Below are 14630 nucleotides of genomic sequence, written 5' to 3' on the forward strand. Positions count from 1 at the left end.
AATGATCACCAACCTGCTGGTCGCCAACCGCGGCGAGATCGCCCGCCGGGTGTTCCGCACCTGCCGTGCCCTCGGCATCGCGACCACCGCCGTGCACTCCGACCCGGACGCCGGCGCCCCGCACGTCCGCGAGGCCGACGCCGCCGTCCGGCTGCCCGGCGCCGCGCCCGCCGACACCTACCTGCGCGGCGACCTGATCGTCCGGGCGGCTCTGGACGCGGGCGCCGATGCCGTCCACCCGGGGTACGGATTCCTGTCCGAGGACGCCGGGTTCGCGCAGGCGGTGCTCGACGCGGGCCTCACCTGGGTCGGCCCGCCGCCGGCCGCGATCGCCGCGATGGGCTCCAAGACGGCCGCGAAGCGGCTGATGGCGCAGGCGGGCGTGCCCGTCCTCGACGCCCTCGCCGAACCCGCCGAGGCGGACCTGCCGCTGCTGGTCAAGGCGGCGGCGGGCGGCGGTGGCCGGGGCATGCGCGTCGTCCGCTCGCTGGCGGAGCTGCCGGGCGAGATCGAAGCGGCGAAGGCCGAGGCCGCCAAGGCCTTCGGCTCCGACGAGGTGTTCTGCGAGCGCTACCTGCCCACCGGCCGCCACGTCGAGGTCCAGCTGATGGCCGACGCCCACGGCACGGTCTGGGCGGTCGGCGACCGCGACTGCTCGCTGCAGCGCCGCCACCAGAAGGTGATCGAGGAGGCCCCGGCGCCCGGGATCCCCGACGCCGTGCGCACCGCGCTGCACGCGGCCGCCGTCTCCGCCGCCCGCGCGATCGGCTACGTCGGCGCGGGCACCGCCGAGTTCCTCCTCGCGGAGGACGGCCGCTTCCACTTCCTGGAGATGAACACCCGCCTCCAGGTCGAGCACCCGGTCACCGAGGCCGTCACCGGACTCGACCTGGTCGCGCTCCAACTCGCCGTCGCCGAGGGGGAGAAGCTCCCCGCCGCACCCCCGCCCACGAACGGCTGCGCGATCGAGGCCCGCCTCTACGCCGAGGACCCGGCGCACGACCACCGGCCCGCCACCGGCATCCTGCACCGCTTCGAACTCACCGTCCCGCACGAGGAGTTCGGCGGCACGCTCCGCCTCGACTCCGGCGTCGAGAACGGCAGCACCATCACGCCGCACTACGACGCGATGCTCGCCAAGGTGATCGCCTGGGCCCCGACCCGCGCGGCCGCCGCCCGCCGCCTCGCCGACGCCGTCGCCCGCGCCCGGCTCCACGGACCCACCACCAACCGGGAGTTGCTCGCCCGAGCACTGCGCCACCCGGCCTTCCTGGAGGGCCGCCTGCACACCGGCTTCCTCGTCGAGCACGCGGCCGACCTCACCGCCCCGGACGACAAGGGCGCCGCGAGGGCGGCCCTGGCCGCCGCCCTCGCCGACGCGGCGGAGCGCCGCACGCCGCTGCCGTCCGGCTGGCGCAACCTCCCGTCCCAGTCGCAGGTCAAGCGTTACCGGGCCGCCGACGGAGGCGAGTTGGAGGTGCGCTACCGCCTCACCCGGGACGGCCTGCGGGCCGACGACCATCCGGACACCGAGCTCGTCGAGCACGGGCAAGAGCACACGCCGGAGAGCGTCACCCTCCGCCACGGCACGATCCGCCGCACCTACCGCGTCGCCCGCTACGGCCCGGACGTCTTCGTCGAGACCCCGGACGGCACGACCGCCCTCACCGTCGTCCCCCGCTTCCCCGACCCCGCCGCGCAGACCGAACCGGGGGCCCTGCTCGCCCCGATGCCCGGCACCGTCATCCGGGTCGCCGCCGCCGTCGGCGACGCCGTCACCGCCGGGCAGCCCCTGCTGTTCCTGGAGGCGATGAAGATGGAGCACCGCGTCGTCGCCCCCGCCGACGGCACCCTCGTGGAACTTCGCGCCACCCCGGGCCGGCAGGTCGAACTCGGCACCCTGCTCGCCGTCGTCAAGCCCTCCGTCGTCAAACCCTCCGTCGTCAAACCCACCGCTGTCGCCCAAGAGGCCTGAGGAAGGACCCGCATGTCCGCCATCGGCAGTCAGCTCCTCGAATCCCCCGAACGCCAGGCCCTGCGTCGCGCCGTCGGCGACCTCGGCCGCCGCTACGGCTCCGCGTACTACCTGGCCAAGGCCCGGGCCGGCGAGCCCGCCGACGAACTGTGGGCCGACGCAGGCAAGGCCGGCTACCTCGGCGTCAACCTGCCCGCCGAGTACGGCGGCGGGGGCGGCGGCATCACCGACCTCGCCATCGTCCTGGAGGAACTGGGCACCGCCGGCTGCCCGTTGCTCCTGCTGATCGTCTCCCCGGCGATCTGCGGCACGGTCATAGCCCGGTACGGCACGGACCAGCAGAAGCGCCGCTGGCTGCCCGGACTGGCCGACGGCACCCGGCGGATGGCCTTCGGCATCACCGAGCCGGACGCCGGCTCCAACTCGCACCGGATCTCCACCGTGGCCCGCCGCGACGGCGAGGACTGGCTGCTCACCGGCCGCAAGGTGTTCGTGTCGGGCATCGACCACTCGGACGACGTGCTGTTCGTCGCCCGCACCGAGGACGCCCGCACCGGCAAGCTCAAGCCCTGCCTGTTCGTCGTCCCGCGCGAGACCCCGGGCTTCGAGTTCCGGGCGATCCCGATGGAGCTCGTCGCCCCCGAGAAGCAGTTCCAGGTGTTCCTGGACGACGTCCGGCTGCCCGCCGACGCGCTCGTCGGCGACGAGAACGCGGGCCTGCTCCAGCTCTTCGCGGGCCTCAACCCCGAGCGGATCCTGACCGCCGCGTTCTCGCTCGGCCTCGCCCGCCAGGCCCTCGGCAAGGCCGTCGAGTACGCGAAGACGCGGACGGTCTGGTCGACCCCGATCGGCGCCCACCAGGGCCTCGCCCACCCGCTGGCGCAGTGCGCGGTGGAGATCGAGCTGGCCCGGCTGATGACGCAGAAGGCCGGGCTGCTCTACGACGCGGGCGAGGACCTCGCGGCCGGCGAGGCGGCCAACATGGCCAAGTACGCGGCCGGCGAGGCCGCCGCCCGCACGGTCGACCAGGCGGTGCAGACGCTCGGCGGCAACGGCCTCACCCAGGAGTACGGGCTGGGCGCGCTGCTGGCCGCCACCCGGGTGGGCCGGGTGGCCCCGGTCAGCCGCGAGATGGTGCTCAACTACGTCGCCCAGCACACCCTCGGGCTGCCGAAGTCGTACTGACGGCGGATCACTTGACGCCGGTCAGGTGGGCGAACACGACGGTGTTGGACTCGTACCCGGTCTTCCGGTCGAACTTGCCGCCGCAGGTGATCACCCGCAGCTCGGCCCGCTCGGTGGCGCCGTACACGAGGGCGTCCGGGAAGTCCTTCTTCGGGAACACCCGGACGGAGTCGATCGTGAACACCGCCGTGCGCCGGTCCTTGCGGGCCACCTCGACGGTGTCGCCGGGGCGCAGCAGCCCGAGCCGGTAGAAGACGGCCGGCCCGGTGCGGTTGTCGGCGTGCCCGATGGTGATGGCGTTGCCGGCCGCCCCCGGCGCGGCGCCGTCGCGGTACCAGCCGGCCAGGTTGCGCTGGTCCATCGGCGGGGGGTTCAGCTGCCGGGAGGCGCTGAGCCCGAGGCCGATGACCGGGGCGTCGACCTTGATCGCGGGGATCCGGATCCTGGTCGGCGGCGAGGCGGGCAGCGGCGGGTGGGCCGGGACCGACGGGGGCGTGGCCACCGGCGGACGGCCGGGGCTCGGCGCCGGTACGGCCGTGGCGGCCGGCGCCGGCAGCGGCGGCCCGTCCCGGCCGTCGGTGCCGACGTGGACGAGCCAGATGCCGCCCGCCGCGAGAGCCAGCGCGACGACCCCGGCCGTGACCGGGCCGGGGCCGCCGCGCGGTACGCGGAAGGGGAGGTCAGGAGTCGGCATTGGTCCCGGGACGGCGGCGCATCGCGCGGATGGTGAGGCCGCCGGCGCCGACGAGCAGCGCGACCCCGCCGATCACCTCGGCGGCGTTGGCCCCGGAGGTGCCGCCGCCACCGGTGGGTACCCCGCCGTGGGGCCCGCCGCTGGGGGAGGCGCTGGGCGAGTGCGCGTGGCTGGGCGAGGTGCTGGGGGAGGTGCTGGAGGACGCGCTCGGTGACGGTGACGGCGAGGAGGAGGGCGATGACGACGGCGACGAGGACGGCGACGACGAGGGCGACGACGACGGCGAGGGCGACGAGGAGGCGCACGAGACGTCGAAGACCTTGTGCTTGGCCGACCCGTTCTCGCCCACGAACGTCCAGTCGAGCTTGTAGTGCCCGTCCGGCAGGGTGAAGTTGCCGGTGTTCCCGGTGCCGTTGGTGAGCGTGATCGACCCGGCGAGCACCTGCGCCGTGCCGGTCGGCGGCTGCTGCTCGATCGTCCAGTTCACCTGCTGGATCGTGTCGAAGTTGAACGCGTCCAGGTAGAACACGCAGACCTTGGGCTCGTCCCGCGTGTCGCTCACCGGAGTGGTGCTGTTGTGGATCTTGACGTCGCCGTTGTCGCCCGGTGCGGCGAACGCGAGCGGTGCCCCGCCGAGGGCGAGGACGACGGCCGTGGTGGCGGCGGCGAGCAGGCGGCGGCCGCGCGGCAGGGTAGGGGAGGTGGCTCTCACGGTTGGGGTGCTCCAGGTTCCGGGGCCGCTCCCGGGGGCGGGCGGCCGTGGTGCACACCGTCCGACCGGGCGCCCCCCGGCGGCAACTGTGCCACGCGCGCTCCGGCCGTCGTTCCCCACAATGGCCCAGCGTCCCTCCGCTGTCCGTATGCTCCTGAACGCGCCCCCGGCCGACCCGCCCCCGAGACCCGTCGCCGGTCCAGAATCCACCTCAACTTCCTTAGTGGAGGCTTACCTTGGTGTTCCTCAGCGACTTTCCCGACGTACCGACGATCGACCTGCCGATCCACGACGCGGTGCTCGGCGACGCCGAGCGGTACGGCGACCGGCCGGCCCTGATCGACGGCCTCACCGGACGGACCGTCAGCCACGCCGAGCTCGCCGGGTCCGTGCGCAGGGTCGCCGCCGGCCTGGCCGACGCGGGCGTGCGCAAGGGCGACGTGCTGGCGCTCTTCAGCCCCAACACGATCGCGTACCCGATGGCGTTCTACGGCGCCACCCGGGCCGGCGCCACCGTCACCACCGTCTCCTCCCTCGCCACCCCGAACGAGCTCGCCGGCCAGCTGCGCGACAGCGGCGCCCGCTGGCTGGTCACCGTCTCCCACTTCCTGCCCACCGCCGCGAAGGCTGCCGGGCTGCTCGCCGCCGAGGGCCGCCCGCTGCGCGAGATCGTCGTGCTGGACGGCGCCGACGGCCACCGCTCGCTCGCCGACCTGCTCGCCAGCACTGCCCCGGTGCCCGAGGTCCCGATCGATCCCGGCGAGGACGTCGCCGTGCTGCCGTACTCCAGCGGCACCACCGGCCTGCCCAAGGGCGTCATGCTCACCCACCGCTCGATCGCCACCAACCTCGGCCAGGTGGACGCCCTGTACCGCCCCGAGCCGGGCGAACGGGTGCTCGCCGTCCTGCCGTTCTTCCACATCTACGGCCTCGCCGCGCTGCTCAACCAGCCGCTGCGCTGCGGCGCCGCGGTGGTCGTGCTGCCGCGCTTCGACCTGGAGCAGTTCTGCCGCGCCATCGAGGAGCACCGGGTGCAGGCGCTCATCGTGGCCCCGCCGATCGCGCTCGCCCTCGCCAAGCACCCGCTGGTGGAGCGCTTCGACCTGTCCTCCGTCGAGTACCTGCTGTGCGCCGCCGCCCCGCTCGACACCGAGCTCGCCGCCGCCTGCGCCCGCCGCCTCGGCCTGCCGCACCTGCTCCAGGGCTACGGCATGACCGAGCTGTCCCCGGTCACCCACGTCGTCTCCCCGCACGACACCGACCCCTCGCCCGGCGCCGTCGGCCGGATGGTCCCCTCCACGGAACTGCGCGTCACCGCCCTGGACGGCACGCGGACGGACCTCGGGCCCGGCGAGCCCGGCGAGCTCCTGATCCGCGGCCCGCAGGTGATGAAGGGCTACTTCGGCCGCCCCTCCGAGACCGACGCCGTGATCGACGAGGAGGGCTGGCTGCACACCGGCGACGTCGGCTTCGTCGACGACCGCGGCTACCTGCACATCGTCGACCGGGTCAAGGAGCTGATCAAGTACAAGGGCTACCAGGTCGCCCCCGCCGAACTGGAGGCCGTCCTGCTGGGCCACCCGCAGATCGCCGACGCCGCCGTCATCGGCGTGACGGACGCCGAGGGCACCGAGTGTCCCAAGGCCTTCGTCGTCCGGGTGCCCGGCAGCAGGCTCAGCGCCGAGGACGTCACCACGTTCGTCGCCGGCCAGGTCGCCCCTTACAAGAAGGTGCGCGCGGTCGAGTTCGTCGAGGCCGTCCCCAAGTCCCCCGCCGGAAAGATCCTCCGCCGCGAACTGCGAGCCCGAGAGGCGGCGGCCCGCTGACCCGTACGCAGCGCGCATCTGTGAGGATCGACCCGCCGAGCCCCCACCGGAACAGGAACCGCCAGCACCGATGACCAGCCACTCCGCCGTCCGCACCCCCCGGCAGGACCGCAGCCGTGCCACCCGCGCCCGGCTGCTCGCGGCGGCCGTGGACTGTCTGGCCGAACGCGGCTGGCACGGCTCCACCGTCGCCGTGGTCGCCGAACGCGCCGGGGTCTCCCGGGGCGCCGCCCAGCACCACTTCCCGACCCGCGAGGACCTGTTCACCGCGGCCGTCGAGCACGTCACCGCCGAGCGGCTGGCGGCCGTCCGCGCCCACGCGGACGAGCTGCCGGCCGCCGGCCCCGACCGCACCGGGGCCGTCGTCGACATGATCGTGCGCCTCTACACCGGCCCGCTGTTCCGCGCCGCCCTGCACCTGTGGACGGCCGCCGCCACCGAGGAACCGCTGCGCGAGCGGATCATCGCCCTGGAGGGCCACGTCGGCCGCGAGGCCCACCGGGCCGCCGTCGAGTTCCTGGACGCCGACGAGACCCGCCCCGGCGTGCGCGAATCGGTGCAGGTCACCCTGGACCTCGCCCGCGGCCTCGGCCTGGCCAACCTGCTCACCGACGACAGCGCCCGACGATCCGGAGTGATCCGGCAGTGGGCGGGCCTTCTGGAGAGTACGCTGCGCCCGGTACGCCCATGACGCCCGTACGACAGGAGCGACCGGAACGGCCCCCCTCCAAGGGGTCGCCGGGCGGCCGATGTCCGTGCAGTCTGGAGAAGAATCCCGGCCGGCACCGACCGCGAGGCCCACCCGGCCGGGCACGAGCCGAACCGGGGTGCTGCCTGATCATGCACGGACACGAGTGGGACGCGACCGACGCCGCCGGCCCCGCACCGGGTGCCGCCCCCGCACGTCCCGAGGGCCACCGACTGGTCCCGCTCGCCACCGTCCTGGTCCAGGGCGACGGCCTCATCCTGCACTGGAGCGAGGACGCCGAGGCCCTGCTCGGCTTCACCGCCGACGAGGCCGTCGGCAGCTACGCCGCCCGGCTGCTCACCGACGAACGCGACCGCGGCGAGGTCCTCGCGATCTTCCAGCGGATCATGGACGGCACCGGCACCTCCTTCGTCTTCCCGGTGCGCCACCGCGACGGCCACCGGGTCGAGCTGGAGTTCCGCACCTACCCGATCGCCGGCCCGGGCGGCACCCTCCTCCTGCTCGCCACCGCCTCCGACACCGGCGCCATCCACGAGATCGAGGCCGACCTCGCCGTCCTCGACGGGATCTTCGGCCGCTCGCCGATCGGCATGGCCGTGTACGACACCCAGCTGCGCTACGTGCGGATCAACGAGGCGCTCGCCCGGATGAACGGCGTCCCGGCCGCCGCCCACCTCGGCCGCCGGATATCCGCCGTCCTGCCCGGCATCAACACCGCCGAGATCGAGCAGACCATGAGACAGGTGCTCAGGACCGGCAAGCCCGTCGTGGACGCCCGCTCGCACGGCCGCGTCCCCGGGGACCCGAGGCGCGACCACGCGTGGTCCGCCTCCTACTTCCGCCTGGAGGACTCCACCGGCCGGGTCTTCGGCGTCGCCTCCTCGATCATCGACGTCACCGAGCGCTTCCAGGCCGAGGCCCGCGCCTCCCGCGCGCAGGAACGTCTCGCCACCATCGCCGAGGCCACCGCCCGGATCGGCACCACCCTCGACCTCCAGCGCACCGCCGAGGAGCTGATCGAGGCCGTCGTCCCCCGGTTCGCCGACTTCGCCACCGTCGACCTCCTGGAACCGGTGCTGCGCGGTGCCGAGCCCACCGCGATCCCCGCCGACCGCGCGATCAAGCTGCGGGCCGTCGCCGTCGGCGAGTCCTACGAGTCCGGCCTCACGCACGCCGTGGACGCCGTCGGCGAGACCTCCGAGTACGCCCCCCACCGCAGCTACACCCAGTGCCTGCGCAGCGGGAAGCCGCTGCTGCGCGCCCATGTGGACGAGGAGGTCCTGCGCGGCCTGGTCGCCAGCGAGGAGCGCGTCGCCCCCGGCATCGCGGCGGGCATCCACTCGTACCTGATGGTGCCGATCTCGGCCCGCGGCATGGTCCTCGGCGGCTCCGAGTTCATCCGGATGCGCAACCCCGAGCCGTTCACCGACGCCGACGTCGCCCTCGCCGAGGAGCTCGTCGCCCGCACCGCCCTCGCGCTCGACAACGCCCGGCTCTACCGGCGCGAGCGCGAGACGGCGCTCACCCTCCAGCGCAGCCTCCTGCCGCAGGAGATCCACCGCACCCTCGGCCTGGAGATCGCCTACCGCTATCTGCCCAGCAGCGTCGTCAGCGAGGTCGGCGGCGACTGGTTCGACGTCGTGCCGCTGTCCTGCGGCCGGGTGGCCCTGGTGGTCGGCGACGTGATGGGCCACGGCATCCGGGCCGCCGCCACGATGGGCCAGCTGCGCACCGTCGCCCGCACCCTCGCCACCCTCGACATGCCGCCCGAGCAGGTCCTCACCCGACTGGACGAGACCGCGCACGGAATCGGCGAGGGCCAGTTCGCCACCTGCATCTGCGCGGTCTACGACCCGCTGGAGCGCACCGTCCAGGTGGCCTCGGCCGGCCACCTGCCGCCGGTGTGGGTCGGCCCCGACGGGCTCGCCCGCCGGGTCGACCTCCCGCCCGGAGTGCCGCTCGGCGTCGGCGGCGTGGCCTTCGAGTCGATCGAGTTCACCCTCCCGGAGGGCGGCATGGTCGCCCTCTACACCGACGGCCTGGTCGAGCGCCGCGGCCAGGACATCGACAAGGGCATCGACCTGCTCGCCCGCACCCTCGCCGAGCCCGGCCGCACCCTGGAGCAGACCTGCGACGCCGTGCTCGGCGCCCTCGTCACCGACGGCACCGACGACGACATCGCGATGATCATGGCCCGGGTGCTGCCGCTGCCCGCCGACCGGATCGCCACCCTCCCGCTCACCGGCGGCGGCCGCCTGCCCGGCAAGGCCCGCCGCTTCACCCGCGCGACCCTGGAACGCTGGGGCCTGACCCCGCTCGCCGACTACGCCGAACTGCTGGTCAGCGAGCTCGTCACGAACGCCCTCCTGCACGCCGACGCCCCGCGGAGGCTGCGGCTGTTCCGCGACCGGGTGCTCACCGTCGAGGTCTCCGACGCCGGCGGCCAGACCCCGCAGCTGCGCCCCTTCGCCGAGCAGGACGAGGGAGGGCGCGGCATGTTCCTGGTCAGCGAGCTCGCCCAGCGCTGGGGCAGCCGGCTGACCAGGGACGGCAAGGTGGTCTGGGCCGAGCTGGAACTGCCCTTCAGGGCGAGCCACTGACGGCGGCGGCCCCGCACCCGGGAACAGGGTGCGGGGCCGCCCAACCGCTTAGGAGCAGAACCGTTTCGCTGCAGAACCGTTTAGGCATCCACCTTCTCGGGCGCCGGCCGGACCTCCGTCGGCTCGGCCGCCGGGGCGGAGAGCCCGCGCAGCAGGCGCCAGGCCATCGCGGCGGCGCCGATCAGCAGCACGGCCGAGGCGATGCCCGCGACGTTCATCCCGTGGACGAACGCGTGCTTCGCGCTCGCCAGCAGCGGCTCGCCGAGGGCCTGGGGCAGCCCGTGGGCCGCCTCGACGGCCCCGCCGAGCGACTCGCCGGCCCGGGCGGCGGCGGCCGGGTCCGCGCCCTGCGGGACGGACAGCCCGCTCGCGTAGAGCGAGCCGACCACCGAGCCGACCAGCGCGATGCCGAGCGCGGTGCCCAGCTCGTACGCCGTCTCCGACACCGCGGAGGCGGCCCCGGCCTTGTCGGCCGGCGCGGCGCTCAGCACGAGGTCGGCGCCGAGCGTGTAGACCACCCCTTCGGCCGTCCCGACCAGCAGGAACGAGGCGGCCAGCACCAGGTACGTGGTGTCCTGCTGGAGCCAGCCGAGCACACCGACGCCGAAGCCCATCGCCAGCAGACAGAACGTCAGCGCGGCCCGGGCGCCGGTGCGCCGGACCAGCCGGGCGGTCAGCAGACCGCCCGCCACCGACCCGGCGAAGGCCGGGAGTTCGGCGAGGCCCGCCTGCAGCGGCTCGTAGCCGCGGACCAGCTGGAGGTACTGCGAGGTCACGAAGACCACGCCGGACAGGCCGATCAGTGAGATCAGCGAGGCCAGCACGGCGGCGGTGAACCGGCGGTCGCGGAACAGCCGGACGTCCAGCAGCGGGGTGTCCAGCCGGAGCTGGCGGCGGACGAAGACGGTCAGCGCGGCGGCGCCCACGAGGCCGGCGAGCGGCACGTCCCAGCGCGCCACGCCGTTCGCGGCGGCCTCCTTGACCGCGTAGACGACGCCGATCACACCGGCCAGTGACAGCAGGACGCTCAGCACGTCCCAGCGGCCCGGCTTCGGGTCCCTGGACTCGGGCAGCAGCCAGGCGCCGAAGCCCAGCAGCAGGAGCAGCACGGGGATGTTGAGCAGGAACACCGAGCCCCACCAGAAGTGCTCCAGCAGCACGCCGCCGACCACCGGCCCGAGCGCGGCGCCCGCGGCCGCGGCGGCGCCCCAGATGCCGATCGCGGTGGCCCGCTCCCGGTCGTCCGGGAAGAGGCTGCGGATCAGCGAGAGGGTGGACGGCATGATCGTCGCCCCGGCCACGCCGAGCAGGACGCGGGCCAGGATCAGCCAGCCGGGCCCGGGTGCGTACGCGGCGAGCAGCGAGGCGGCGCCGAACGCCGTGGAGCCGACCAGCAGCAGCTTCTTGCGGCCGATCCGGTCGCTCAGCGCGCCCATGCTGACCAGCAGGCCGGCGAGGACGAAGGAGTAGGCGTCGCCGATCCAGAGCAGCTGGGTGCCGCTGGGGCGCAGCGTCTCGCTGATGGAGGGGATGGCGAGGGAGAGGACGGTCGCGTCGACGGCGACCAGGGTGACGGCGAGGACGAGGACGGCGAGGCCGCTCCAGCGGCGGCTCGGGGTCGGGTTCGTCAGGCTCGGAGTGGTCAGGACGGTGCTGCTCATGGTGTATCGGTTTCCGTTGAGCGGGCCGAAGGAGGAGTGGGGGACGAGGGTCGGCGCAGGGCGCCGCCGAGGAAGAGCTCGGTGATCGAGAACGCGGCGTCGCGCGGGGCGAGCCGGCCGTCCTGGATGGCCCAGCCGACGCCGGCGACGAGGTCGAAGAACGCTTCGCTGAGCCAGGCGGCGGACAGCTCGATCCGGAAGACGCCCTGGTGCTGTCCGCGCAGGAACAGCGCGTGCAGCCGTTCGGTCTGGGTCTCCCAGAGCGCGTTGATGTTCTCGTCGTCGTAGAGCTGGTTCTCGCCGGCCAGGAAGGCGCAGAGCATGGCGTCGGGGACGGCGACCTCGACCAGGCGGCGTACCGCGGCCTCGGCGTCGCCCTCCCCGGCGGTGGCGGTGTCCAGCGCGGTGGCGAAGCGCTGCAGGCTGAGCAGGCCGACCTCGCGGATCAGGGCCTCGCGACCGGGGAACAGCCGGTGCAGCGTGGCGCGGCTGATGCCGGCGGCGCGCGCGATCTCGTCCAGGTGGGCGGTCGGGCGGCGGGAGAGCACGCTGACGGCGGCTTCGAGGACGGTGTCGCGATCGGTGGCCATGCTTCGAGTGTAGCTCAAGTGAGACATGGATGTCTCAAAATAGGATTGGTCGCCTCAGGTGGGGCGTGCGGGCCCGGCGGCCGGGCAGCAAAAAACCGGGGTCGGCGGTTGCCGTCCCCGGTTCTCGTGCCGCTCCCTCGGAGCTCAGCTCTGGTTGTAGAACCCGGTGTCGTCGAGCGGGCGGTCGATCACCATGACCTCGACGTCGGCCGGGGTGAGCAGGAAGACCCGGCGGGCGATCCGCTCGATGCCGCCCTGGGTGCCGAAGATCAGCCCGGAGGCGAAGTCGACCATCCGCTTGGCCTCGGCCTCCTCCATCTCGGTGAGGTCCATGACCACCGGAGTGCTGGCCCGGATGTGCTCGCCGACGGTGCGGGCGGCCTCGAATCCGGTCGGCCGCAGTGAGACGATCTTGGCCGGCGACGGCATCGCGGGCACGGTGTCCCGTTCGCTCCACTCGTCGTCGTACACGGCGGCCGGGTAGTGCCCCGAGGGCATCAGCCACCCGTTGTGGTGCTCGTCGCGAAGTGCTCCCATGCCGCGCCTCCCTGCCTCGTCCCGGCCGCGTCCCCCCGGGTGCGCGTGCCCTTTTTGACACGTCATCCACTCGTCGGAACTGTCCGAGTATCGCACTGTTCACCGGTCCCGTGCCCGCTCGCGCCCCCCGTACGAGTCGTGCCGCGCCGGAAACCCGGGCGGACCCGGGCACCAACATCGACGCGGGTGGCTTGCGTACGGTTGCGCGCGTAGACCTTATCGGTCGTGGTCACCGCGTAATTGACCTTCTGTCAACAATGCGGAAACGATTTCACTCCCCGGTCCTGCCGTCCAGCAGCTCGCGCAGAAAATCCGCGTGACCGTTGTGCCGCGCGTACTCCTCGATCATGTGGACGAGGATCCAGCGGAGCGTCACGTCCGCGTCGCGGCGCTGCCGTTTGCCCACCGTGTCGAGCGGGAGGCCGGCGATCGCGCGGCGGGCGGCGTCGACCTCGGCGTGCCAGGTGGCGAAGTCGGCGGCGACGTCCGCGGTGGCGACGTCGTCGAAGTCGCCGTCCTCGTTCTCCGGGGTCCAGTAGTGGCCGGTGCTGACGTCCGCGCCCAGCAGGATGCCCTGGAACCAGTGCTGCTCGACCTCGGCCATGTGCCGCACGAGGCCGAGCAGGGACAGGCCGGACGGCGGGACGGAACGCGTGCGCAGCTGGTCGTCGGTGAGGCCCTCGCACTTGAGGGCGAGCGTGCTGCGGTGGAAGTCCAGCCAGGCCGTCAGCATGGTGGTCTCGTCGGCGGACATGGGCGGGTCGACCCGCGGCGTGAGGTTGGTCATGGCCGCCATGGTGGCGCCGGGCGGGGGTGGATCGCGAGCGAATAAGCGCGTGTCCGGCTCAGGCGGTGGTGGCGGCGGCGCGGCGGCGGGCGACGGCGGCCCGCCAGAGCGAGACCAGGGTCACCAGGCCGAACACCCCGATCACGCCCGCCGACAGCAGGAACGACACCGAGCCGGGCCGGCGCGCGCTGGCCGCGGCCGTCACGTACACCGCGGTGGTCGGCACGACGCCGATGGCGGTGGCCAGGACGTACGGCACGAAGCGCGTGCCGGAGAACGCGGCGCCGTAGTTGCCGGCCTGGAACGGCAGGCCGGGCATCAGGCGCAGCAGCAGGACGCTGCGGAAGCTCTGGTCGGTGAAGCGGCGGTCCAGGGCGGTCAGCATCTTCCCGCGCAGGAAGGGGCGCAGCGCGTCGCGGCCGAGGGCCCGGCCGAGGCCGAACGCCGCCGCCGCGCCGAGGGTGGTGCCGAGGACGGCGAGCAGGGTGCCCTGCTGGATGCCGAGCAGCAGCCCGGCGGCGGCGTTGAGGGCCGGGCGGGGCAGGAAGGCGAGCGTGCCGAGGGCGTAGACCGTGACGAAGGCCGGCGCGAGCCAGTACCCGGGCACCCCGGCGGGCAGCCCGCCGCGCAGGAACGCCGTCGGGCTCCACAGCAGCAGCGACCCGGCGGCGGCGCCGAGGATCAGGACGAGCAGCGCGAAGCGCCACCACGGCGAACGCGGTGCGGGCTCGGGCGGTGCGGGGGCTGCGTCTGGTGCGTGCACCGCCCGAGCCTAGCTCTCCTATGCGTAAGGATCCTTTTCGGGGCTGTAGTGCCAGAACTGGTTGTCCCCGGCGTGGAAGTCCCACTGGATGACCGGGGTGCCGTCGGCGATCACGCCGCCGGCGACGTCCAGGCTGAGCCCGCTGTTGGCGTTGACGATGTGGCGGGGGGTGCCGGCGTGGCTGACCGGCGGGTCGCTCCACTGCTGGTTGCTGCCGCCGTTGCAGGTCCACTGGCCGGCCTGGGTGCCCGGGGTGGTGCTGAAGGCGGGGATCTCCAGGCACTTGCCGCTGTGCAGGTTGATCCAGCCGTTGGCGGTCTGGGTCCACTTCTGGTTGTCGCCGCCGGTGCAGGTCCAGATCCGGACCGGGGCGCCGTCGTCGGTGCGCCAGTCGGCGACCTCCAGGCACAGGTCGTTCTGGCCCGCGTACATCCCGGTGCGGATCTCGGCCGGCCCGAAGTCGGTGGCGGTCGTCGCGGTGGCGGCACCGGCGGTCGGTGCGGCCAGCACCGACCCTCCGGTGAGGGCGAGGACGGCGGCGGCCGTCGCGAGTCTCGTGCGATGGGTCATCGGTGCGCTCCCCGTGGTCGA

At 73.9% G+C, this 14630-nt stretch carries 13 protein-coding genes; 5 read left to right on the forward strand and 8 right to left on the reverse strand.

Features of this window, described 5'->3' with window-relative positions; all coding sequences use genetic code 11:
• The first annotated feature begins 1 nt into the window (after position 1).
• Both ACFV4F_RS12755 and ACFV4F_RS12760 read left to right on the forward strand, forming a co-directional pair.
• On the forward strand, positions 2-1975 hold the full coding sequence (locus ACFV4F_RS12755; protein WP_380502091.1) for an acetyl/propionyl/methylcrotonyl-CoA carboxylase subunit alpha: 1974 nt from the start codon (positions 2-4) through the stop codon (positions 1973-1975).
• Between the two features lie 12 nt (positions 1976-1987).
• A complete protein-coding gene (locus tag ACFV4F_RS12760; protein ID WP_380502093.1) occupies positions 1988-3160 on the forward strand; it encodes an acyl-CoA dehydrogenase family protein in 1173 nt (390 codons plus the stop codon).
• A 7-nt stretch (positions 3161-3167) separates the two neighbouring features.
• Here the strand turns inward: ACFV4F_RS12760 and ACFV4F_RS12765 are convergent, their stop codons facing one another.
• Positions 3168-3854 (reverse strand): class F sortase, encoded by a 687-nt coding sequence (locus ACFV4F_RS12765; protein WP_380502095.1) that lies wholly within the window; start codon positions 3852-3854, stop codon positions 3168-3170.
• Positions 3841-4566, reverse strand: coding sequence for a hypothetical protein (locus tag ACFV4F_RS12770; RefSeq protein ID WP_380502097.1), 726 nt, complete (start codon positions 4564-4566; stop codon positions 3841-3843). Before ACFV4F_RS12770 ends, ACFV4F_RS12765 begins: the two co-directional genes overlap by 14 nt.
• 236 nt (positions 4567-4802) lie before the next feature.
• Between ACFV4F_RS12770 and ACFV4F_RS12775 the strand changes: the two genes are divergently transcribed.
• The 3 genes from ACFV4F_RS12775 to ACFV4F_RS12785 all read left to right on the forward strand — a co-directional run bounded on the left by ACFV4F_RS12775 (position 4803) and on the right by ACFV4F_RS12785 (position 9701).
• Positions 4803-6392 (forward strand): 4-coumarate--CoA ligase family protein, encoded by a 1590-nt coding sequence (locus ACFV4F_RS12775; RefSeq protein ID WP_380502099.1) that lies wholly within the window; start codon positions 4803-4805, stop codon positions 6390-6392.
• A 70-nt stretch (positions 6393-6462) separates the two neighbouring features.
• Positions 6463-7083, forward strand: a complete 621-nt coding sequence (locus ACFV4F_RS12780) for a TetR/AcrR family transcriptional regulator (RefSeq protein ID WP_380502101.1) — start codon at positions 6463-6465, stop codon at positions 7081-7083.
• 149 nt (positions 7084-7232) lie between these two features.
• Positions 7233-9701: a SpoIIE family protein phosphatase gene (locus ACFV4F_RS12785; protein WP_380499613.1), complete on the forward strand. Its 2469-nt coding sequence runs from the start codon at positions 7233-7235 to the stop codon at positions 9699-9701.
• A gap of 80 nt (positions 9702-9781) precedes the next feature.
• On the opposite strand, the gene ACFV4F_RS12790 is transcribed toward ACFV4F_RS12785, so the two are convergent.
• The 6 genes from ACFV4F_RS12790 to ACFV4F_RS12815 form a co-directional block, all read right to left on the reverse strand.
• Positions 9782-11362, reverse strand: a complete 1581-nt coding sequence (locus ACFV4F_RS12790) for an MFS transporter (RefSeq protein WP_380502103.1) — start codon at positions 11360-11362, stop codon at positions 9782-9784.
• Complete coding sequence (locus ACFV4F_RS12795; RefSeq protein ID WP_380502105.1) at positions 11359-11952, reverse strand: TetR/AcrR family transcriptional regulator; 594 nt, start codon at positions 11950-11952, stop codon at positions 11359-11361. Before ACFV4F_RS12795 ends, ACFV4F_RS12790 begins: the two co-directional genes overlap by 4 nt.
• 144 nt (positions 11953-12096) lie before the next feature.
• Complete coding sequence (locus ACFV4F_RS12800) at positions 12097-12489, reverse strand: cell division protein SepF (protein ID WP_359961994.1); 393 nt, start codon at positions 12487-12489, stop codon at positions 12097-12099.
• Positions 12490-12760: 271 nt separating this feature from the next.
• A complete protein-coding gene (locus tag ACFV4F_RS12805) occupies positions 12761-13276 on the reverse strand; it encodes a DinB family protein (protein WP_380442985.1) in 516 nt (171 codons plus the stop codon).
• A gap of 58 nt (positions 13277-13334) precedes the next feature.
• Positions 13335-14039 (reverse strand): TVP38/TMEM64 family protein, encoded by a 705-nt coding sequence (locus tag ACFV4F_RS12810; RefSeq protein WP_380442987.1) that lies wholly within the window; start codon positions 14037-14039, stop codon positions 13335-13337.
• Positions 14040-14057: 18 nt separating this feature from the next.
• A complete protein-coding gene (locus ACFV4F_RS12815) occupies positions 14058-14609 on the reverse strand; it encodes an RICIN domain-containing protein (protein WP_380442989.1) in 552 nt (183 codons plus the stop codon).
• Between the last annotated feature and the right edge of the window lie 21 nt (positions 14610-14630).

This window comes from Kitasatospora sp. NPDC059722 (assembly GCF_042733235.1).
Taxonomy (GTDB): Bacteria; Actinomycetota; Actinomycetes; order Streptomycetales; family Streptomycetaceae; genus Kitasatospora.